At 35.9% G+C, this 20,397-nt stretch carries 19 protein-coding genes, 1 tRNA gene and 1 pseudogene; 8 read left to right on the top strand and 13 right to left on the bottom strand.

The window, feature by feature from the left end; all coding sequences use genetic code 11:
* The first annotated feature begins 50 nt into the window (after positions 1-50).
* Together ACYPZI_RS13740 and ACYPZI_RS13735 are read left to right on the top strand one after the other, a co-directional pair.
* The gene (locus ACYPZI_RS13740; protein WP_459602557.1) at positions 51-443 is read left to right on the top strand and encodes an Arm DNA-binding domain-containing protein; all 393 of its coding nucleotides are present in this window, start codon (positions 51-53) and stop codon (positions 441-443) included.
* Positions 443-601 (top strand): site-specific integrase, encoded by a 159-nt coding sequence (locus ACYPZI_RS13735; protein WP_459602555.1) that lies wholly within the window; start codon positions 443-445, stop codon positions 599-601. Before ACYPZI_RS13740 ends, ACYPZI_RS13735 begins: the two co-directional genes overlap by 1 nt.
* On the opposite strand, the gene ACYPZI_RS13730 is transcribed toward ACYPZI_RS13735, so the two are convergent.
* The 5 genes from ACYPZI_RS13730 to ACYPZI_RS13710 all read right to left on the bottom strand — a co-directional run bounded on the left by ACYPZI_RS13730 (position 589) and on the right by ACYPZI_RS13710 (position 6,316).
* The gene (locus ACYPZI_RS13730; RefSeq protein WP_459602553.1) at positions 589-1,734 is read right to left on the bottom strand and encodes a phage integrase SAM-like domain-containing protein; all 1,146 of its coding nucleotides are present in this window, start codon (positions 1,732-1,734) and stop codon (positions 589-591) included. The genes ACYPZI_RS13735 and ACYPZI_RS13730 overlap by 13 nt on opposite strands.
* 554 nt (positions 1,735-2,288) lie before the next feature.
* Complete coding sequence (locus tag ACYPZI_RS13725; protein ID WP_459602551.1) at positions 2,289-2,894, bottom strand: hypothetical protein; 606 nt, start codon at positions 2,892-2,894, stop codon at positions 2,289-2,291.
* Positions 2,891-3,307: an HNH endonuclease signature motif containing protein gene (locus ACYPZI_RS13720; RefSeq protein WP_459602549.1), complete on the bottom strand. Its 417-nt coding sequence runs from the start codon at positions 3,305-3,307 to the stop codon at positions 2,891-2,893. The genes ACYPZI_RS13725 and ACYPZI_RS13720 overlap by 4 nt, the downstream gene beginning before the upstream one ends.
* Before the next feature lie 8 nt (positions 3,308-3,315).
* Positions 3,316-3,711, bottom strand: coding sequence for a hypothetical protein (locus ACYPZI_RS13715; protein WP_459602547.1), 396 nt, complete (start codon positions 3,709-3,711; stop codon positions 3,316-3,318).
* A 700-nt stretch (positions 3,712-4,411) separates the two neighbouring features.
* Positions 4,412-6,316: a hypothetical protein gene (locus ACYPZI_RS13710; protein WP_459602545.1), complete on the bottom strand. Its 1,905-nt coding sequence runs from the start codon at positions 6,314-6,316 to the stop codon at positions 4,412-4,414.
* A 474-nt stretch (positions 6,317-6,790) separates the two neighbouring features.
* Between ACYPZI_RS13710 and ACYPZI_RS13705 the strand changes: the two genes are divergently transcribed.
* A complete protein-coding gene (locus ACYPZI_RS13705) occupies positions 6,791-7,462 on the top strand; it encodes a hypothetical protein (RefSeq protein WP_459602543.1) in 672 nt (223 codons plus the stop codon).
* 64 nt (positions 7,463-7,526) lie between these two features.
* Here ACYPZI_RS13705 and ACYPZI_RS13700 read toward each other — a convergent pair whose 3' ends face one another.
* The 3 genes and pseudogenes from ACYPZI_RS13700 to ACYPZI_RS13690 form a co-directional block, all read right to left on the bottom strand.
* Positions 7,527-8,747, bottom strand: a complete 1,221-nt coding sequence (locus ACYPZI_RS13700) for a phage integrase SAM-like domain-containing protein (protein ID WP_459602541.1) — start codon at positions 8,745-8,747, stop codon at positions 7,527-7,529.
* A 118-nt stretch (positions 8,748-8,865) separates the two neighbouring features.
* Positions 8,866-8,953 (bottom strand) — tRNA-Ser (locus ACYPZI_RS13695).
* Positions 8,954-9,144: 191 nt separating this feature from the next.
* A pseudogene (locus tag ACYPZI_RS13690) lies at positions 9,145-9,231 on the bottom strand (DNA-binding response regulator); the annotation flags it as partial.
* A gap of 111 nt (positions 9,232-9,342) precedes the next feature.
* On the opposite strand from ACYPZI_RS13690, the gene ileS reads away from it, so the two are divergent.
* The 5 genes from ileS to ACYPZI_RS13665 all read left to right on the top strand — a co-directional run bounded on the left by ileS (position 9,343) and on the right by ACYPZI_RS13665 (position 15,133).
* Positions 9,343-12,798: an isoleucine--tRNA ligase gene (gene ileS / locus ACYPZI_RS13685; RefSeq protein WP_459602539.1), complete on the top strand. Its 3,456-nt coding sequence runs from the start codon at positions 9,343-9,345 to the stop codon at positions 12,796-12,798.
* Between the two features lie 66 nt (positions 12,799-12,864).
* Positions 12,865-13,245, top strand: a complete 381-nt coding sequence (locus ACYPZI_RS13680; protein WP_459602537.1) for a TraR/DksA family transcriptional regulator — start codon at positions 12,865-12,867, stop codon at positions 13,243-13,245.
* 91 nt (positions 13,246-13,336) lie between these two features.
* A complete protein-coding gene (locus ACYPZI_RS13675) occupies positions 13,337-13,969 on the top strand; it encodes a lipoprotein signal peptidase (RefSeq protein ID WP_459602535.1) in 633 nt (210 codons plus the stop codon).
* Between the two features lie 83 nt (positions 13,970-14,052).
* Positions 14,053-14,853, top strand: a complete 801-nt coding sequence (locus tag ACYPZI_RS13670) for a DUF4296 domain-containing protein (protein ID WP_459602533.1) — start codon at positions 14,053-14,055, stop codon at positions 14,851-14,853.
* Between the two features lies 1 nt (position 14,854).
* On the top strand, positions 14,855-15,133 hold the full coding sequence (locus ACYPZI_RS13665) for a hypothetical protein (protein WP_459602531.1): 279 nt from the start codon (positions 14,855-14,857) through the stop codon (positions 15,131-15,133).
* Here ACYPZI_RS13665 and ACYPZI_RS13660 read toward each other — a convergent pair.
* The 5 genes from ACYPZI_RS13660 to ACYPZI_RS13640 all read right to left on the bottom strand — a co-directional run bounded on the left by ACYPZI_RS13660 (position 15,130) and on the right by ACYPZI_RS13640 (position 19,650).
* Complete coding sequence (locus ACYPZI_RS13660) at positions 15,130-15,879, bottom strand: lipopolysaccharide kinase InaA family protein (protein ID WP_459602529.1); 750 nt, start codon at positions 15,877-15,879, stop codon at positions 15,130-15,132. The two genes, ACYPZI_RS13665 and ACYPZI_RS13660, sit on opposite strands and share 4 nt — an antisense overlap.
* The gene (locus ACYPZI_RS13655; protein WP_459602527.1) at positions 15,879-17,459 is read right to left on the bottom strand and encodes a peptide chain release factor 3; all 1,581 of its coding nucleotides are present in this window, start codon (positions 17,457-17,459) and stop codon (positions 15,879-15,881) included. The genes ACYPZI_RS13660 and ACYPZI_RS13655 overlap by 1 nt, the downstream gene beginning before the upstream one ends.
* Positions 17,460-17,822: 363 nt before the next feature.
* The gene (locus ACYPZI_RS13650) at positions 17,823-18,836 is read right to left on the bottom strand and encodes a fusion protein (RefSeq protein ID WP_459602525.1); all 1,014 of its coding nucleotides are present in this window, start codon (positions 18,834-18,836) and stop codon (positions 17,823-17,825) included.
* Between the two features lie 23 nt (positions 18,837-18,859).
* On the bottom strand, positions 18,860-19,375 hold the full coding sequence (locus tag ACYPZI_RS13645; RefSeq protein ID WP_459602523.1) for a hypothetical protein: 516 nt from the start codon (positions 19,373-19,375) through the stop codon (positions 18,860-18,862).
* Positions 19,376-19,386: 11 nt separating this feature from the next.
* Positions 19,387-19,650, bottom strand: a complete 264-nt coding sequence (locus ACYPZI_RS13640) for a hypothetical protein (protein ID WP_459602521.1) — start codon at positions 19,648-19,650, stop codon at positions 19,387-19,389.
* Positions 19,651-20,397: the final 747 nt, after the last annotated feature.

Here is a 20,397-nt window from a genome sequence, read left to right as displayed (position 1 = left end):
GGCAGATAACTCAATGGTAAATAATTTTGAAACTTTAATTGAGTTATTGTATGCGAAGTACATTTAAAGTATTATTCTATTTGAAGAAGAACAACCTGAACAGGGATGGCGAAGCCCCCATCATGGCGCGGATTACCATCGACGGGATGATTGCGCAGTTCAGCTGCAAAGCCTCCATCCGCCCCGGCCTGTGGGAAACGAAGTACAACCGTGCAGCGGGATGCAGCGATTATGCCAGGCAAATCAACAGCCTGCTCGATGAAATCAAGGCAGGGATAGACAAACATTACAAAAAGGTATTGGAGCGGGATTCGTATGTTACCGCCGAAAAAGTAAAGAACTCCTTCCTCGGTATAGACCTGCGCGGTGAAACCCTGTTGACGGCAATCCGTGGATCATCACCCGCCGGCAAAAGACTTCCGTTTCCTCCAATATACTTTTGATGGATATTCCGCAAAAAATCATTAAGAAATACGAAGGCCTGACTGAAGGCGATAAGCTGCTCCCGGTTCCCAGCTATACGACCCTTGAAACTGGGATAAAGGAAATCGCCTTTGCGGCAGGTATAAACAGGGAGGTGACCTGGCATCAAGACACATAAATTTTTATTCTCGGCTGAAAACAAACAAGTTCTTGTAACTTGTTTGTTTTCAGCCGAGAATAAAAATTCATATATCTTCCGCAATAGGTTGTAAGATTGACTTCTATTCCTGTCATTTGTGATATTTTCTTTAGATATCTATTCACTTTCAATATGACTTTCTTCTTTCTGTTATATTGTTGCATCTTAGTTTTATGTATGATATGATTGAGTATGGGAAAGATATATTCATTACTAGCATCAATATATTTCTTCATAATCCCTTTAGCTTCTTCACATATAGGTACATTGATTTTCCTGTGAGTCTTCTGCCTAATATACATAAGCCTGTCATTAACTATATTACTTTGCTTTAAATTAGCCATATCAGAGAAACTAATTCCACTGCATAAGTAGCTGAATACAAATAAATCCCTGCTAAGTTGTATATATTCCTTTTCTTTAGATAAGTCATAATTCATTATCAATTTTACATTATCTTTAGTAATAGCCCTTTTCTCCGTTTTAATACTGAATTTAGACACTTTAAAGTCATCGAAAGGGTATGTATCTCTTTTAGCATATTTCCTTTCGACAGCCTTATTATATGTACTTCTCAATGTCCTAAAATATAAGTTCATAGAGTTTTCTTTACAATCTTTTAACCTAAGATATTTTTCATAGCCTAATAAGAACTCCATATCAATATCAGAGAATGGAATATCTAACTTATTCTTGTAATACACCTCTAAAGACCTTAAAGAATCTTTATACACTCTTGAATTACCTATTTGACCTGCTAATTCCATTTCCTGTACTAAGTCATTATAGAACTCATGTACAGTCTTTAACTTCTGTTTAACTTTAGGTTTTATGAGAGTGGACGCAGTAAATTCTTTATCTTCTGATTGTAATTCAAGTATTTGTTTCTGATATTCAAGTTCTTTATCAAGAATAATTTTGTTTATCAGTTCTTTATTAGGACAATTTGGTTTAGGTCTGTTCTTACTAAAATCCCAATAATCTGCTTTTATTGAAATTCCTAAGCTCTTAAATTTCTTTTTCCCATCCTTACATATCCTAATCATTAGGGGATGCTCTCCATTTGATAATGTTTTAGACTTGTAACAAACAATGTTGATAGTAGTACTCATTGTGATTTAAGTTTACTATCTGGTTTACCTCTCGGTTTACCTGAGTTTATGAAAATCCTCTATTCAAACCATTTTTATGGTTCAAACATTTTACTGAAAAATCAATTCATTTTCTTGTAATTTTAATATTGAAATGATAAACTTTTAATTTTTCTAACTAAGGCAAGTTACCCAAACTCCTTTTCTATAAAAGATTCTCTAAAAACTCAATTTTTACCACTCTGATAAACAACCATTTGCAAAATGCCTTAAAAAAATCTTCTCAAAGCTATTGCAGGATTGAAATCCTTATCCTATCTTTGCATCGCATTTGAGAGAAAATGCAACCTCAAAACGGTGTGGTAGTTCAGCTGGTTAGAATACCTGCCTGTCACGCAAGAATAAAAGAAAATATATCATCTAAATATCAAGCAGTTACATTAATTTGTGATTGCTTTTTTCTTTTGGTTCAAGTGCTAGTTCAAACATCTGTGATAAACCATGACTAGTTAATACTAATTTTAATTATCTCCTAATATAAAACAGCAAGCGATATTTCACACTTGCCGTATATTTCAATACAATAAACAATCAAATAAAAACTGTATTCTATATTCTGGCTTTGTAAACTGTAATATTGAATACATTGTACCTTCTTCTTTAGACAATAATAAATCTGAAAATTCCTTATCTGATTGATAACTTTCTATCCATTTGTTTTGGCTCTCAATTAATAACTTCTTTTCGTCTGAATCTATTGTAAGTAATAGTTTCTCGTAATATTTATTTACTAACTTCATTTCGGCTTCTTCTCTGTAAATATTACATAAACTCATTCTCAATGTTGAATAATCTCTTTCTTGACAAAATCTTACAGTTTCCTGTATTCTGAATGTGTCTTTTGTATATTCTAATAGTTTTTCATTTCTAAATGACTTTGTATCAATTTTCTGATAAAATCTTTCATTTATATATTTATTCAGTAGATTATTAATATTTTCATATAAAAATGATTGTCTTGTAGTATTTTTAAGAAACATTCCTTTGTCAAAAACAGAATCTAATTTATTTTGAAGTGAATCAAAAGATTTATTTATTTCTGTATCAATATCTTTCTGGATATTTTCTTTACAGGAAAAACAGAGTAGTAGTAATATTAATAGGTAAATATCTAATTTCATGTAGTTTTTATGTTTTCATTCTTCTTTAAATATACTTTCTTTCCTTTATTATTGTAGTAGTATTTACCACCCCTAGAGCCTGTATAAACCATTCTTTTAGGTGTATCTTTCCTTCTTTCTGCTTTAGTTTTTTGCTTATGTTCCGCTTTCGTTAATAGCTGCATATTACTAGGAGAATCTGTACCACCTTTAGATAATGGTATTATATGGTCTATTTCGCAGCCCTCTGGTAATTTATAAAGACCTTTACTTTTTAGAAACTCTTTCTTATTGGTTTGACTTCTTTTTACTTTTGGATGCCCTGTTTTATAGTATTGGTCTGTGTAATATTCCGTATCTCCCCTCTTATATGTAGTCTGGGAATAGGATAGTAGGGAGATAAGGAATAGGAATAATAAAATAAGATGTTTCATCTTTAAACCTAATTTCTGTTGACAAATACATCTTTAGTACAAGCATACTCTCCATTCTCATATTCTTCATATTGAATCCATAGTTCTTTTGCAATTTCATCACACGGTTCAATTACTTTTATCCATATATTATACTTTAAATCGACTGATACAGAAGTTGTATAGTTTAGAATCTCATACTTTTTTTGACAGTTTACTTTGGCTTTAACTCTATTTATAGCTAAGTCAATTACTTCTTGTGGAACTTTGGGTTGAAAATTTGGAAGTTTCATAGGCTCTTCCTTATAAGTTGTTTCTTTCTCGTTTTTATTACTAATCCATTTATCTATATCATCTTTATTTTGGGAATATAAGTACCCAATAACAAATACAATACTCAATAGAGTACCAAGAAAATTTTTCATAATTGTATAAAATTTGTGTCTTTCCGTTCCCTCAAAAGACAGGTTATATAAATAAAAAAAGCATGAGAACGATTGCTAAATACCTGATTTGAAGGCTCTCGACTGCCTGCCATTCAAAGTAAATAGACAACCGCCTCATGCCATTATCTATAAACCTTTACAGGTAAATACACAAATGACATGAAAGCGTGTTGCTATCACTCTCTGATGGCTTAAAAATTGTCGAGATTTTCAAATCAAGAGTAATGCTTTTATGCTTTCATTAAATAAGTCCTTCCAATTACCAACGCTTTGATATTTGGAATTAGGGCAAAGTTAATAAGAAGCGTAACAGTTACAAATATTTGAATTGAGAATTTACTAAAAGAAAAAATATTCCTTTGATTCTGATTTATTTACAGAATCTTTCTGTTACAAAATCAATTAGAACTTGTTATATTAGTTCGGAACTGAATACTTTTTTGAGTAGTTCGGTTTTTATAGGAATTGCGATTGATTATTACAGAGCCGTTGCGTGTTTTTTTAAAGCATTCTTTTTCTTTTCGTACAGCGTGGGCGTCTTAAAGGTTACTAAGACGCCTCTTATATATAAAGTTACTTTATATTTAACGGGGAGGGGTATTTTTATAGATAAGGTTATTTTAGTGCGTGTATATTACATTCAGAGAATATTTCTAAAAATCTTCTTTATATGACCCTGTTACGATTCTTCCCCGAACTCTGATTTAAAGCCTTTAATTCTGAATATTGCAGGTTTTTTATTATTATCCTCTGTTATATCGCAATATTTTCTTATTGTGTCCTGTATTACTTTTATATCTATACCATTGAGTTTATAAATATCAGATAAAAAATCTTTCATTTCATTTTTAGTTGGAGTATCTCCGATATTATACTGTGCTTTTATTTCAGCCTGTGTTATAGGAAAATTATCTTTTTCTTTTTGTATCGCTTTAGCTTTATTGATAGTATCTTTCAATTTGGTAGGTCTTGTATATCCTATTCTTTCTATTAAATCAACACCTAAATAATTAAAAGCATCCACCATTAAATCGCCTGTTTCGGTTGCTGATACTTCAACCCGTCTTAATACTTCCTTGTGTAGTTCTATATCAAATTCGGGATTAATTTCTTGTTGTTTAACCAGTTCTGTTAATCTGTCTATAATATCTTTTCTTATTTCTTTTGTCGGAATAGTTGTTTTACTAAACCAATTAGATTTATATGAAAATGCACCATTATTCTTAATTACTTTTATAAGATTAAAATGCTGGGTATCTCTGTATGCCTTTTCTAATAAATCGGGGTTTGAGTAATAGCCTTTTACACGTTCTTCGTTATAAAAGTTATCTTGTGAGAAATAATTATAATTTCCTTTGTCATCTAAAAACTTATTATATTTCAAAGCCTTTAAATCTTCTAAATGTGCTTCTTTACTTGCAGCACTCTTTGCATTTATTGTTTTATCATTTTTTTGTTGATATTCACTTCTGAAAGTATCTATCATTTCTTTTATTTCTTCTTTTGACTTTACTCTAAAATGAGGATTGAAATCAGTTAAATGTGTAAGGCTTTTAAATGGTAATTCCTCGCCATGATATTTTTTTCTAAATCGTCCGTAAATCTGTATTGATTCAGTAAAAGGGTCTATCATTGTATGTTCAGCATCTTTTAAAACTGTGAGAATTAAAATATCGGGTTTCTGTTTTATCTCTATATCAACCGCAGAGAAAAAGCGACAGGTAAAGAAATTGTATTTTTTGAGTGGTAACTTTATTTCATCCCAAACATCTGTATATCCTTTCTTAATTAGCTTTTTTACGCTTTTATCTGAACAAAAGACTTGAGATTCTTCTTTTATTTGTAAAAATTTTATAATCTTATCTATACTATCAGTTTTGTTTAAAAAGATACAGATACATTCGCTATCTTTTAATTCCTCTATCTTTTTTAATAAATCCGCTTCGTAGGTATTAGTAATAATAAGTTCTAAATCTTTTTTGTAATCATAATCGGGCTTTACTTCTAATATCTGAAAGTTTTGTTTTTCAAATTCGGGATGCGTCATATCTAAAGTAGTAGCAGATACGAATGCTTTATTTTCAAATTTAAAAAAGTCAGTTATCGGTTGTGAAATGCTTTCTCTATAATCGACATCTTGAATAAGTTTCTCGCATTCATCGAAAAGACAAAAGAAGTCTTTATAAAAGTTTAATTTTACATTTCTGTTTTGTACAACCTCTTTTATTAAATGATAGCTTTCGGGGTTAGTTAGTATTTTCTTATAAATAATCTTATCATCTTTGAGATACTTCTCTATTTTATTCTTTTTTGCCTCTGTACCCTCTCCATATATACCCAATAATTCGGGTTTGTCCTTTGTTTTACCTATAATGACGGGAACGTTTGGCTCTATGATTATAGAATGTCTTTTAGCTTTTATTTCGCCATAGGTTGCACCAAGTCCCGGTAATGTTTTTTTTAGTATAGTATTAGGAGGAATATTTTTACATTCTTTTTCTTTTACGCCTCTTTTCTTCAATTCTATTTCTAAAGCTTTAGATAGCCATTGTCCTTTTGTAAGTGGGATAGGTATTGGTTTCATGTCAATATTTTAGATTAAAGTGCAAATTAACATAAAATATTTATAGTGGGGAATATCGGACAATTTTTCTTTTAATAGACCCTTTGGCGATTTTGCCCCGTTTTGGAAATTTTTGAAATATTACTATTACAGAAATAAAATCTTTATCGGTTTGCTATCTTAGCTAAAAGGTAATAGAATAATGGCTATCATAGCTGTTAGAATTATAAAAAATAGCTATGATAGTGATTAGACTTATCACAAATTACTATTATAGCTGTCAGATTTTGATATTTAAACTAAGTCAAAAGAAAAAAGATACTTGAATGTTAAAATTATATCTCGTTTTATATATCCCGAATTAAGAACTTTTTTATCTTTGCCACACTTACCACTTATTTGAGATTAGTGATTGATTTGATAAAGTCGACTATTAGAGAAATCGGGGTTTCAGTAAGTTTAATGTAAGCATATTTATAACTATAATTTTTTTGAATGACTGAAAAAACTAATTCAAGTTTAGATGCAGAAGTAACAAAGACTTCAAACAGTAATGAATCCCTTGCGTCAGATTCAAGTGCAGTTAAACCCGTTAATGCTGATAATGCAGCGACAGAAGCTAAGGTAAAAGAGTTAGAAGCTAAAGTTAAAGATTTAGAAAATAAGTCTAAAACTCCTAAGCTAAAAGCTCCTTTTAATAGAGTTACAGAAAGATTCCGCACATCGTTCGGAAGCCAAGTAATCAAAACCGCTGAAGCTAAAAGAGCTGTGTTTGAAAAATCCCTTAGTAAAACAATTCTAACTTGTAAAGATTATACAAGGGAAGAATTTTATACTGAATTTAGAGATTGTGTTTTTAATAAGCTGTTGGTTAATATTAAGTTTGTAGGCGAGTGTCTTTCTTTGAATGTAAACGCATTTGAGGCAGCACAATTTATCGCTATGCAAGGTAATCCTACTGTAGAGAATGTCTTAAAGAATGGAGTTGAACACGTCTATAAAGACACTCTCGACTTGTTGAAAGGCGAAATCTTTACAGAAAAGGAGTTGGCAAGTGTAAAATTTACAACTATCACTCTGAAACCGACAGAAGAATATTTAACAGAAGCGGAAAGACTTATAAGCGCAATAGGTCAAGTACTCGACATTATGGGGAAAGCTGCATAAGCTTTCATTTTAAATTGAATTAATAGTTATACCCCTCATTCCTTTTGGTTTGAGGGGTTCTTTTTTACAATAAATTCTTCATCGCTTCATCAATTTGTGAGTTTTCAAAGCTATCAAGGTATATTTGAGTAGTCTTTAAGTCTGAATGCCCTAAAGCCTCGCTAATAATTGCAATATTTACACCACTTCTTTTAAGGACAGTTGCGAATGAATGGCGAGATACATAGGTCGTTAACGGAATTGATAAACCTATTGCTTTACCTATCTTCTTTAGATTCTTATTTATAACATAAGTAACTTTCTTTATACGCCTTATTTGTTGTTCGGCTGTGAGATGTACGGAATTATCCAATATAGGAAATAGATAATCATTGTTTAGCCCCTCATATTTACTAATAATATCGGTTGTATGAGATTGCAATGTAAAGCTAATCGGCTTACTTGTTTTATGCCTTATATAAACAATCCTGTTATCTTTTATATTCTCCATTTTTAGAAAAGCAATGTCAATCATATTTATTCCACAACCGAAATAGCTAAATAGAAATAAGTCTTTACTAAACTGTAACAGCGATTGAGGACGTTTACTAAGTGTCTTTACATCAAAGTCAATGATTTTCAGTATTTCATCTTTAGTAATAGAACGTTTTACGGTATCTTCTTTCAATTTAGAAACGCTATAATCGCCAAATGGATAATATTCCTGTTTAACAATATTGTCTTTAATAGCCTTATTATAAACAGCTTTTAGAGTACGCATTTTAATGCTTATCGTATTGCCTTTATTGCCTAAAGACTTTAAATGCGCTTCATATTTGTTTATAAAAGTAGTATCAATATCAATAAACATCAGTTGCGACAGTTTTGCAAATTTTTGTAATGAATATAATAACGCCCTGTAAAGATTAGCATTACCGATTCTATTTTCAGATACAAGGTTATTTATAATGTCATTAATAAATATTTCAACTGTAATATCTTTAGTTGGTTTTTCGACTGCATTTACAAGCTGATTTAAAGAATAGTCTTTACCTATAGATTGAAATTCAAAGACTTGTTTCTGATATTTGGCTTTTTTCTCCGAAATAATATTTTCGATATATTCTTTATTGGGGTAATTCCGTTTCGGTTTATTTTTCTTAAAGTCCCAATCTTCTTCTTTTATCGAAATTTCAAGGTTTAAATAGTGTCTTTTTCGGTCTTTAGTCAATCGTAATTTTAAAGGTAATTCCTTGTTTTTAAGTGGTTTGTATTTATAACAAATTACATCAATAGTAGTGTTCATTTGGGTAACACATTTTAGAACACAAGCACTCTAAAATGTAGTTAATTCGCAGATAAAATCGAGAGATACAGGCATAAAAAAAGAAGCCACATTTATCATGTAACTTCTTCTATTTCAGCGGAGAGGAAGAGATTCGAACTCTCGATACCCTTTAGGGGTATACACGCTTTCCAGGCGTGCCTCTTCAACCACTCGAGCACCTCTCCTTTGTCCTCTGGTTGTAGCGTTTGCAAAGATAAGGGATATTTTTGAATTGACAAGGGGAGAAGCCATTGTTGTATTTTCTTAAACGGAACTCAGGTTAATAAATGGTATGAAATAAAGGCTTGCAAAATATGGAATAACAAGTTAAGAAAATATGATAATGGTTTTGAAATTATAAGACCGCAATTTGCTACTATAATATCTTTCGGAGTTTTACGATAAATACGTGCAGGTTACGCGTGTTGAAAAAACTATCGTCACCCCATAGTTCCATCAGGACAGTGCTATTCTTTTTTCAATTATTAATATCTTATAAATGTAATAGAGATATACCTTAAGGATTTTTCATTATCTTTGCCCACAATTTTTTATAAGTACGTTTTAGCACACTATGAGCAAGCAATTTTCAGAATATAATCGGTTTAATTTGTCCGATATCAATAAAGAGATATTGGAAAAATGGGATAAGCAAAATATATTTCAACAGAGTCTGGATATGCGTATGCGTGCGGGGGCTCCATCTTTCGTGTTTTATGAAGGACCGCCGTCTGCAAACGGTATGCCGGGTATTCACCATGTGATGGCCCGTGCCGTGAAGGATATTTTCTGCCGGTATAAAACAATGAAAGGCTTTCTTGTAAACCGTAAAGCAGGGTGGGATACACACGGCTTACCGGTAGAACTTGCCGTGGAAAAAAGCCTGGGCATAACCAAAGAAGATATAGGCAAAAAAATATCGGTAAAAGAATATAACGATGCATGCCGCAAAGAGGTAATGAAATATACCGGTGAGTGGGAAAACCTGACTCGTATCATGGGATACTGGGTAGATATGAACGATCCGTATATAACTTACGATAACCGCTATATAGAAACTCTTTGGTATTTGTTGAAAGAGCTATATAAGAAAGATTACCTTTATAAAGGATATACAATACAACCATATTCACCGGCTGCGGGTACAGGACTTAGCACACACGAATTGAATATGCCGGGTGCATACCGTGATGTAAAAGATACTACCTGTGTTGCCCAGTTTAAAATAAAATCACCTAAGGCAGAAATGTCTCAGTTTGGAGAAGCTTTTTTCCTTGCCTGGACAACAACTCCTTGGACGCTGCCGTCTAATACAGCATTGGCTGTTGGTCCCGATATTACATATGTAGCTGTACAGTCATACAATCCATATACGGGAGATAAAATAACTGTTGTAATGGCGCAATCCCTTGTCTTTAGTATGTTCAACGAAAAGGCGAAGGATATAGCTCTTGAAGATTATAAAGCCGGAGACAAACTTATCCCTTACAGGATAGTCGGGGAGTGGAAAGGGAAAGATTTGGCAGGGATGGAGTATGAACAACTAATTCCCTGGGTAAATCCGGGTGAAGGAGCATTTAAAGTTCTTGCCGGGGATTTTGTAACCACCGAAGACGGTACGGGTATCGTGCATATAGCTCCTACCTTTGGCGCGGATGATGCCAAAGTGGCTAAAACGAATAATGTACCAGCATTGTTGTTGTTGGACAAGGATGAAAATCAACGTCCGATGGTAGATCTTACAGGTAAGTATTTCAAACTGGAAGATCTGGATGCCGAATTTGTAAAGAACAGTGTTAATACTGATTTATATAAGGAATATGCAGGTCGTTATGTAAAGGATGACTATGCCCCCTCAGACTCCCCCAATGGGGGAGCTAGCCCCTCCTCAGGAGGGGTTGGGGAGGCCACTTCTTCTCTGGATATCGACCTGTGCGTTATGCTGAAACAGCAGAACAGAGTGTTCAAAATAGAACGTCATGTACACAACTATCCCCACTGCTGGCGTACCGATAAACCTGTCTTGTACTATCCACTCGATAGCTGGTTTATACGCACGACGGCTAGTCGCGACCGGATGATAGAGTTGAATAAGACTATCAACTGGAAGCCCGAGTCGACAGGGACAGGACGTTTCGGTAAATGGCTCGAAAATCTGCAAGACTGGAATCTTAGCCGTAGCCGTTATTGGGGTACTCCGCTGCCAATATGGAGAACAGAAGACGGAAAAGAGGAAAAATGTATCGGCTCTGTAAAAGAGTTGTACGCAGAAATGCAGAAAGCTGTCGACGCGGGAGTGATGAAAGATATACCTTGGAAGGGATTTGAGATAGAAAATCTGGATAAGGCAAATTATGAAAAGCTGGATCTTCACCGTCCGTATGTGGATGATATAATACTTGTATCCGATTCGGGACAAGCTATGATGCGTGAGAAAGACCTTATAGATGTTTGGTTCGATTCGGGCGCAATGCCTTTTGCTCAGGTATTTTACCCCAATATAAGCGAAGAAGAGTTCGCTAAAATATACCCTGCCGATTTCATTGCCGAAGGGGTAGACCAGACCCGTGGATGGTTCTTTACACTGCATGCCATATCTACAATGATAAAAGACAGCGTGTCTTTCAAAAATGTGGTATCGAACGGTCTTGTCCTGGATAAGAATGGTAATAAAATGTCGAAGAGCAAGGGCAATGCGGTAAATCCATTCGAGACAATCGAAAAATACGGTTCCGATCCGTTGCGTTGGTATATGATAACCAATGCTTCGCCGTGGGATAACCTGAAATTCGATCTGGAAGGAGTTGAAGAGGTGCGCCGCAAGTTCTTTGGCACGCTGTACAACACGTATTCATTCTTCTCGTTATATGCGAATGTCGATAAGTTTGCATTTGCGGAAGCTTTAATCCCTGTGTCGGAAAGGCCGGAGATAGATCGTTGGATTATATCCCTTCTCAATACATTGGTAAAAGATGTAGACGAGTTCTACAATACATACGAACCAACAAAAGCCGGACGTGCTATATCCGATTTTGTAAATGATAACTTGAGTAACTGGTATGTTCGTCTCAACAGAAAACGTTTTTGGGGTGGGGAAATGACTAAGGATAAATTATCTGCTTATCAGACTCTGTATACTTGTCTGGAAACTGTAGCTAAGTTGATGGCTCCGATTTCTCCGTTTTATGCGGATAAGTTGTTCTGCGACCTGATCGCTGTAACAGATCGTGAAAAAGTAGCCTCGGTGCATTTATCTGATTATCCTGCTTATGAACTATCTGTAGTAGATAAGCGTTTAGAGGAGCGTATGCAGATAGCACAAGATATATCGTCAGCAGTATTGGCTTTGCGTCGTAAGGAAAGTATAAAAGTACGTCAGCCGTTGATGCAGATAATGATACCTGTTCTTACCGAACAGCAACATGATGATGTGGAGGCTGTACGCGATTTGATACTGAACGAGGTTAATGTTAAGGAACTTCAGTATGTGGACAACGCTGCGGGCATATTAATTAAGAGGGTGAAACCTGACTTTAAGAAGCTGGGACCGCGTTATGGCAAAATAATGAAACAGTTGGCTGCCCGGGTTCAGGCTATGGAGCAGGAAGCGATTATCAAATTTGAGAAAGAAGGAAATTATTCTTTCGATATTGAAGGACAAACAGCAACAATCGAACTTGCCGATGTAGAGATAATCTCAGAAGACATACCGGGATGGTTGGTTGCTAATGCCGGTAAATTGACTGTCGCATTGGATATAACTATAACAGACGATCTTAGGAAAGAAGGTATAGCCCGTGAACTGGTAAACCGTATACAAAATATACGTAAATCCAGTGGGTTCGAGATAACAGATAGAATAAGTATAAAAATATCTGATCAAGATGAGGTAAGGGATGCAATTTCAGATTATAAGGAATATATCGCTTCTCAGGTTTTGGCAGACAATATAGAATTATCGGAAGTAACCGATGGACAGGAGGTAGATATGGATGACTATATTTTGCGTTTGTCGGTAGAGAAAGTCTGATAAAAAGTATTATCTTTAGAAATAAGAATAAAAACAGGATTGTTTAACTTTTAATAAAATGAAGTTATGGCAGAAAAAACAAGATATTCGGATGAGGAATTAAACGAATTCCGTGATATTATCCTTGAAAAATTGAACAAGGCTAAAAAAACATATGACGACTTGAGAGCTATTATAACCAACTCGGATGGTAATGATGTGACAGATACTTCTCCTACATTCAAAGTATTGGAAGAGGGTGCGTCTACACTATCGAAAGAAGAGGCGGGACGCTTGGCTCAAAATCAGATGAAGTTTATCCAAAACTTACAATCGGCGCTTATCCGTATCGAAAACAAAACATATGGTATTTGCCGCGAAACAGGGAAACTGATTCCTAAAGAACGCCTGCGCGCTGTTCCTCATGCTACTTTGAGTATAGAAGCTAAGAATAGCGGAGTAAAATAAAACTATCAGAAAGATGATGGAGATGAAGAGAAAATAGACGTATTGACACATCTGTTTTTTCTTCGTTTTCTTTTCGCTATAAAAGCAGTATATGGAAAGAAAAAAGTTAGGATTAATCGCGATATTAGTTATAGCATTGGTGTTGATTATCGATCAGGCATCTAAAGTATGGGTTAAAACGCATATGTCTTTGGGTGAAACGATCGAAATAACGAATTGGTTTAAAATATATTTTGTCGAAAACCCGGGTATGGCTTTCGGGTGGGAGTTTGGAGGTAAATTATTCCTTTCACTATTCCGTATTGTTGCAATCGGTTTTATCGGGTACTATTTGTATGGCCTTGTAAAAGACGGATATAAGAAAGGTTATATTATTTGTGTCTCGCTTATTATGGCAGGGGCATTTGGAAATATTTTCGATAGTGTGTTCTATGGTGAAATATTTTCGGCAAGCTATCCCGGACATGTAGCTTCCCTCGTTTCTCTTGGAGAAGGATATTCTAGCTGGTTACACGGTAATGTGGTAGATATGCTTTATTTCCCCTTGATTGAGGGTACATTTCCTTCATGGATTCCAAAATGGGGTGGGGAACACTTCATTTTCTTCAGCCCTATATTTAATATTGCAGATTCTGCTATCACCGTAGGTATTTTTATACTCCTTATTTTCTATCGTAAGACATTAGCCCTATCTTTGGAAAAGAAAGAAAAGAACAAAGCCTGATTATGCGGCGTCCTGTCATTTATATAATAATAGTATTATCTACTATCATTGCTTTTTGCTCATGTGGTAAAAGGCCGAGGTATGTGATACCGGAAAATGAAATGATGGACATACTTTATGATATACGATTAGTACAGGCGATATATAGTAATAATTCTCAATTTTATGCCGATTCGCTAAAAGATGCTCTCGTGTCCGGAGTTCTGGAAAAATATGATATTACACAGGCTCAGCTGGATACTTCTCTGGTTTGGTATGCCGACAATATCGATCAGTATAGAATAATCAATGACTCGGTTACATCACGGTTAAGGGCTAAAAGCAACTTACTGATGGAACAGAAGTCTAAGATGGATATGAAATTGTCTCGACAGAATTATTTAATACCTCCGTTTTTCTATTTAACTGAGTTTACACCTACGCTTAGGTTCGATATAGATTCGGTTAAAATTAAAACCATAAATCTATCATCTTTCGTATTGTCATTTGATGTTCAAGGCTTAAAGCCATTGCAGCAAGCCGATGCTACTGTGTATTTTACATATAAGGATACATTGGTAAGAAACTCTTATGATATAAATAAAAATGTGGGTTATACCATTGCAAAACCGCAGTTGCCGGACAGCTTGTTGAAGAGCATTTCCGGGTATATCCACGTTGATAAAAAGATAGGAGTATCCGGCCAAGTGATGCTGTATAATATTCGTTACTCCGATTCCACCGCTGTAAAGAATAATCCAGCCCTTCCTTTAAAGAAAATGGATCATCCAACGGATCAACCTGCTAAGGTAGAGATGGTACATAGTAGGGAAAATGAGCCAATAAAGGCTGATACATTAAAGAAAATCGATCCGGCTTTGATGAGAAAACGCATAACAAAATAATATGAAGCGTTACTATTCTCATTATACCTTTATTTATCCTGATATTTATGTGAAAGATTACATTGTGGAAATGGATGACAACCGGAAGATAATCCGGATTTTTCCCTATGATAAAGAAGTGGAAAAAACAGAGTTTCACTCTGGACTTCTGATCTTTTTACCGGATAACATTCCTTTTAGAAAAGAAATGCAAGAGAATATAAGGAAGTCAGACTTCTCGAAACAAGGGCGGTGTTTGCAGTGGGAGGATTCTCCTTATCGAATATTCAAAGAAGACTAAGAAATATAAGGCATAGCATCCGGATACCTTTTAGTGAAAGCTTTCCAAAACTCTTGCCTATATTTAAAAACCTTTTCTATACATATTGCCTCGTCCAGATTGCGAGTTTCCGCATATATTTTTACCATATAGCGCATCATATCGTCACTTCCCCACAAACGCCCGAAACTGGCGCAAGCTGCGTCTATATCTATTGGTTTGTCGAAATTCATGCGGTTGAGGTCTACCAAATAAAATGTATATATGCGATCGTTCTGTTTATACAGAATGTTTCCGGGAGAAAAGTCTAAATGTAATATTTGCTTTTCGTGCAGGTCTGCTATATACAGGGCGAACTGCCGGAGTAGTTCTTTGTGCGATTCAATAGTTCCCGTGCGAAGTTCACGCAGTATGCCGTCAAATTCCCCGTGTATTGACAAATAAAAGCTATTTGTTAATAATCCAAATTCTTTCTGTTCTATGTATGCAATTGGATCGGGGGTGGCGAAACCTTTTTCTACTAGTTTTAGAGCATTATCATACGAACGTTTGGCTTTTGATTTACGAAAGGTCACGTATGCTATTTGATTGATGAAAATAGGTTTTTTGAAAGACTTTACATTAATTTTATACTCTTCTGCGTCAAAAGTTTTGATCGTATTACGGGCAGAATAAGTAATTTCTCCCGACTCATTGAATATGAGCGGTAGTTCTCTGATGAACGCTTCTAATTGTTGATATTTAGGATTTATTACAATTTTAGCCATTAAAATTCAGATGTAAAGTGGAATTTAATATCCTTGAAATCCTGTTGAGCCATCATGAGTACATAGCCGGAGTCAGCCATAAATACATCTCTGCCATCCTTGTCCTGAGCTATGTATTGGGCTTTGCGTTTTTTGAAATCTTCAAGCTGTTGTTTGTTGTCGCTTTCTATCCAACATGCTTTGTACAAATTGATGGGTTCCCATTTGCATTGAGCGCCATACTCATGCAACAGGCGATATTGGATAACCTCGAACTGGAGTTGCCCGACTGTTCCGATAATCTTCCGCCCGTTGAATTGATTTGTAAATAGCTGAGCCACACCTTCGTCCATTAGTTGATCTATACCTTTTTGCAATTGCTTGGTTTTCATTGGATCTGCATTCTCTATGTATTTAAACATTTCCGGCGAGAAGCTCGGAAGCCCTTTGAAGTGCAGGTCTTCTCCTGATGTAAGGGTATCCCCGATTTTAAAGTTTCCGGTATCGGGTAAACCAATTATATCTCCGGCGTAGGCTTCGTCTACGGTTTCTTTCTTCTGCGCCATGAAAGCAGTAGGAGAAGAAAACTTCAACATTCTGTTCAGGCGTATGTGTTTATAGTTTACATTACGTTCAAATTTACCTGAACATATCTTTACGAAAGCAATGCAAGACCTGTGATTAGGGTCCATATTTGCATGTATCTTGAATATAAATCCGGTAAAAGGAGGTTCTTCGGGCTTTACTTCCCGTTCAACGGCTTCTACCGGACGGGGAGACGGCGCTATTTGCACGAAGCAGTCGAGTAGTTCTTTTACTCCGAAATTATTCAATGCCGAACCGAAAAATACGGGAGCAATCTGTCCTTTTAAGTACATGTTTACGTCTAATTCCGGATACACTCCATTTATAAGCTCGATGTCATCTCTTAATTTAACAGCCAGATCGTTGCCAATATGCTTTTCCAGCTCAGGATTGTTTATATCCTTAAAGTTTATCGATTCTGTAACTGATTGTTTACTCGGTGTATATAGGTCCAGTTTTTCCTGATAAATATTGTATACACCTTTAAATCGCTGTCCGCTGTCGATAGGCCAGCTCAAAGGGCGTACATTTATTTTTAGCTCGTCTTCCAGTTCATCCAGCAGTTCAAAAGGGTCTTTTCCCTCACGATCCATTTTATTGACAAATATCATAACCGGGGTATGACGCATACGGCAAACTTCCATTAGTTTCCGGGTCTGAGTTTCAACCCCTTTAGCTGAGTCCACCGCTATGATCACACTGTCTACGGCGGTCAAAGTACGGTATGTGTCTTCGGCAAAGTCTTGGTGGCCGGGAGTATCGAGTATGTTTATTTTGTAATTATTGTATTCAAAACCCATAACCGAAGTGGCGACAGAGATCCCGCGTTGTTTCTCTATCTCCATCCAGTCGGATGTTGCTGTTTTTTTTATCTTATTCGATTTTACGGCACCGGCTACGTGAATAGCCCCACCAAATAATAACAATTTTTCAGTTAGGGTTGTTTTCCCTGCATCAGGGTGACTGATAATGGCGAAAGTGCGCCTTTTATGAATTTCTTTATTTAGTTCGCTCATTGCTTTTTTACTAATGAGTTGCAAAAGTAGTAAAAACTTCGCAGATAATAGAAGAATACGGACGAACAAAGTAAGTGCCTGATAAATAAGTTAGTTAGGCGTTGTTTTACTCTATTCTTCCAGTATGCAAAAATGAAGAATAAAGTGGGGTTAAGCGAAAGTTTCGCTACTTATCCGTTGCCTTTTTGGACTGCCGGACGGTAGCAGGATAACATTCGGAACAATCCCTTAAATACAGCTTGTATTAAGAGTAAGTCTCCATACCATTTCCCTTCAATCCCGCCATCTGGCGGGACAGAATCCGCATTTCGAGTTCCGAACCCGAATAAAGCGTCCCTTTATCATCTATGATTCTCCACATGGTTATTCCTGTTTTAGGTTTAGTATTGTATCCAGTTCTTCACGCTTGCTCTTTTGGAATATCCACCCTGCCTGTTTTCCTCCGTCATGGGTCAGTCTCGGATTGAATTTCCCTCCCATAGCGGATAACAGGTCTTTAATTGGTTTGGTATCCCCGAACAGGGCGATTGCTTTCTCCGAATAATCGACGACCTCGAAAGAGAGGTTGTCGGATTCAATCAGCAGGTTCGGTTGTTCCGCTATTTTGTTTTTCTCCTTGTTTGTTTTTAGATAAATGCCATCGGGACACCCTGCGGTATAGGCAAAATCTTCTATTGCTTTTTCCCTTGTGTAAATGGGGCATTTTTCAATTATCCATCCCCTGTATTTGCTTTCCCCTAAATAGTACCCTGCACCCATCGAATACTTTTCCCTGTGTTCGTAATCTTCGTTGTACTCTGCTAAATGGGCTGTACCTTCAAAGTTGGATGCGTATTTACGCATCTCGGAAAAGATGTCCCTTTTATGCTTTGAAAAGCCTAAAATGACGGTACATTGTGTACGGCTTGCATAATAATCGGTCTGGCTGTCGCTTTCGTCCTGCTTTAATCGGGCAACAATTAGTGCCTGTGCTTCATCGGGCAGGTTCTCCTGTAACCATTTGCGACCAATCACTTTTACTGCTTCCCTGCGTTCATCCTCTTTCTTTTCTGCGTCCCTCTTTGCGTCCTGTTTAGCCTTTGCTTTGGCATAGAGGTCTGCAACTTCCGCTTCGGGCATAAACTCGATATTGTTTTCATCGTAATACATCCCGATACCAAATTTTTGGCTTAACGGCTTAATGATTCTTGACTGTTGCATATCAAGGGTGCGGAGGTTTATCAAATGGTAGAGGTAGCCGTAATCATTGTGTGTAATCCTGTGGATTACATAGCGGTCATAACTGTAGCCTTCCATCTGAACGATTTGGTTTACTTCTACTACTTTTGCTTCTGTATCGGTCGTTGTGCCACCGAATAATGAATATAATTTTGTCATGATAATTTGTTTTTGATGGGTGATTAATCTATTCTTACGTATCTTTTCAGCCTGTTGGAAAACCTTTGCTCATAGTCTTTTATCGCTTGCTTTAGCTTCTTGTATTCTTCGACTTCCTTATCATAGTTGAATGATATATCGTTTAGAATGGCTGTGATTTCGCTTATCAGATAGTCTATTTCTTCGTTAATGGTTTCAATGGTCTTGACACTATCCAACCGTTTGTTATCATCTGTTGAGATTGTAAAGTCACAATTGGACTTATCTATATTGCCATTACCCGGAGTATTCTCGCTTTTGTACATCCTTGTCAGGCTATCTACACTAATATTTAGCATGTTACCCGACAAGCTGATATACACATCTTTGATAACTTCCTTTGCCGATTTTACCAACTTGACATTTACCACTTTGCCGTCATATTGGGCAATGATGGGTTTAATGGCTTTTAGTGCTGTTACGAATAGTTGATATACTTTTTCCTGCTGTTGGTACTTGGCAGTAAATTCTATTTTCCTATATGGTTCTGTGTAATACATATCTGTTAATTTTAAAGGATGAATAATGCTATCAATGAAATCAGAAGAAGTAGAAAAAGGATAGAGAATATTAGTTTGATAATCAACTTTATTATACGCCATATCAGACGGAATAGGAGATAAAAGACAAGGAGAGCCACCACCCACCCGAAAGACACTGTAACGGAAGCCAAAGCCCACACAAGGACACCTACCAACGCTACCACCAACACCCATTTAATGCTGAGTGGAAAGTAGGAAATATTGTTTTCTTTATTTTTTTCTGTCCTTTTCATATCCATCGACTTTTTTTTTATGCCGGGGCGGAGCCAGTGAGGTTTCTATTGTTTTACAGGCGGCAAAAGGTCAGATTGCCGGCTTGACAATTTTTTTGGAAAGAATACGCTCGCCCTGAAAGGGAAAGAGGAAGATTGTTTTCAAAACCCGGACGGGCCGGAGGAATTTTACGTCATGCCGGGAATATGGAATACCTTTGCCTGTAAATAAGGGAAACCTCACTGACCTGTTCCGTGCCATGAGGAGATGAGATATGAAAAGAGCGGAAAAATCGTTGGCGTGGAAGGTCGGATGAAGATGGTTTAGCAAGACCATCCGTTACAGGCAAGTGTACCCCAACCGGATGTACGCTTGCATAGCTATCCGAAACTGTCTTTTCCGCGGATAGTTATGTGGTGTGGCGGGAATATATAGTAATAGTATATGTTCCCGCCGCATATAAGCATAACCGCGGAAAAGAGGGTTGCAGGATTTAGATAGTGTACAATAAAGCTTGTAATTATTATTACTACAACATATTTAAATACAGCTTTCAAGCAAGCTTCTTCAAAGATTTTTCAATGGATTTTAATTATTCACCTATGTACGAATAAGATTAGTAAGTTATTATATAAATTACATTATTAAATTACCCAAATAAGTTATATCTTTGTAGTCTCACTGATTAAACAGAAAGACAATGGGACGTAAGGTAAAACAACTAAAGAATTACACTACCGAACAGGTAGAGGCGATCTTTGAAAGCG

Source organism: Dysgonomonas reticulitermitis (genome assembly GCF_054601275.1).
Note: the sequence above shows the minus strand (reverse complement) of the source record. Positions and strands in the feature narration are given on the sequence as shown.

Bases quoted from the DNA above. Each gene is read 5' to 3' on its own strand.
- ACYPZI_RS13740 (WP_459602557.1), top strand. From the start codon at position 51: ATGCGAAGTACATTTAAAGTATTATTCTATTTGAAGAAGAACAACCTG.
- ACYPZI_RS13640 (WP_459602521.1), bottom strand. From the start codon at position 19,650: ATGAAAAGGACAGAAAAAAATAAAGAAAACAATATTTCCTACTTTCCA.
- ACYPZI_RS13700 (WP_459602541.1), bottom strand. From the start codon at position 8,747: ATGAACACTACTATTGATGTAATTTGTTATAAATACAAACCACTTAAA.
- ACYPZI_RS13730 (WP_459602553.1), bottom strand. From the start codon at position 1,734: ATGAGTACTACTATCAACATTGTTTGTTACAAGTCTAAAACATTATCA.
- ACYPZI_RS13680 (WP_459602537.1), top strand. From the start codon at position 12,865: ATGGCAGAAAAAACAAGATATTCGGATGAGGAATTAAACGAATTCCGT.
- ACYPZI_RS13645 (WP_459602523.1), bottom strand. From the start codon at position 19,375: ATGTATTACACAGAACCATATAGGAAAATAGAATTTACTGCCAAGTAC.
- ACYPZI_RS13665 (WP_459602531.1), top strand. From the start codon at position 14,855: ATGAAGCGTTACTATTCTCATTATACCTTTATTTATCCTGATATTTAT.
- ACYPZI_RS13660 (WP_459602529.1), bottom strand. From the start codon at position 15,879: ATGGCTAAAATTGTAATAAATCCTAAATATCAACAATTAGAAGCGTTC.
- ACYPZI_RS13650 (WP_459602525.1), bottom strand. From the start codon at position 18,836: ATGACAAAATTATATTCATTATTCGGTGGCACAACGACCGATACAGAA.
- ACYPZI_RS13725 (WP_459602551.1), bottom strand. From the start codon at position 2,894: ATGAAATTAGATATTTACCTATTAATATTACTACTACTCTGTTTTTCC.
- ACYPZI_RS13710 (WP_459602545.1), bottom strand. From the start codon at position 6,316: ATGAAACCAATACCTATCCCACTTACAAAAGGACAATGGCTATCTAAA.
- ACYPZI_RS13675 (WP_459602535.1), top strand. From the start codon at position 13,337: ATGGAAAGAAAAAAGTTAGGATTAATCGCGATATTAGTTATAGCATTG.
- ACYPZI_RS13735 (WP_459602555.1), top strand. From the start codon at position 443: ATGGATATTCCGCAAAAAATCATTAAGAAATACGAAGGCCTGACTGAA.
- ACYPZI_RS13655 (WP_459602527.1), bottom strand. From the start codon at position 17,459: ATGAGCGAACTAAATAAAGAAATTCATAAAAGGCGCACTTTCGCCATT.
- ACYPZI_RS13715 (WP_459602547.1), bottom strand. From the start codon at position 3,711: ATGAAAAATTTTCTTGGTACTCTATTGAGTATTGTATTTGTTATTGGG.
- ileS (WP_459602539.1), top strand. From the start codon at position 9,343: ATGAGCAAGCAATTTTCAGAATATAATCGGTTTAATTTGTCCGATATC.
- ACYPZI_RS13705 (WP_459602543.1), top strand. From the start codon at position 6,791: ATGACTGAAAAAACTAATTCAAGTTTAGATGCAGAAGTAACAAAGACT.
- ACYPZI_RS13720 (WP_459602549.1), bottom strand. From the start codon at position 3,307: ATGAAACATCTTATTTTATTATTCCTATTCCTTATCTCCCTACTATCC.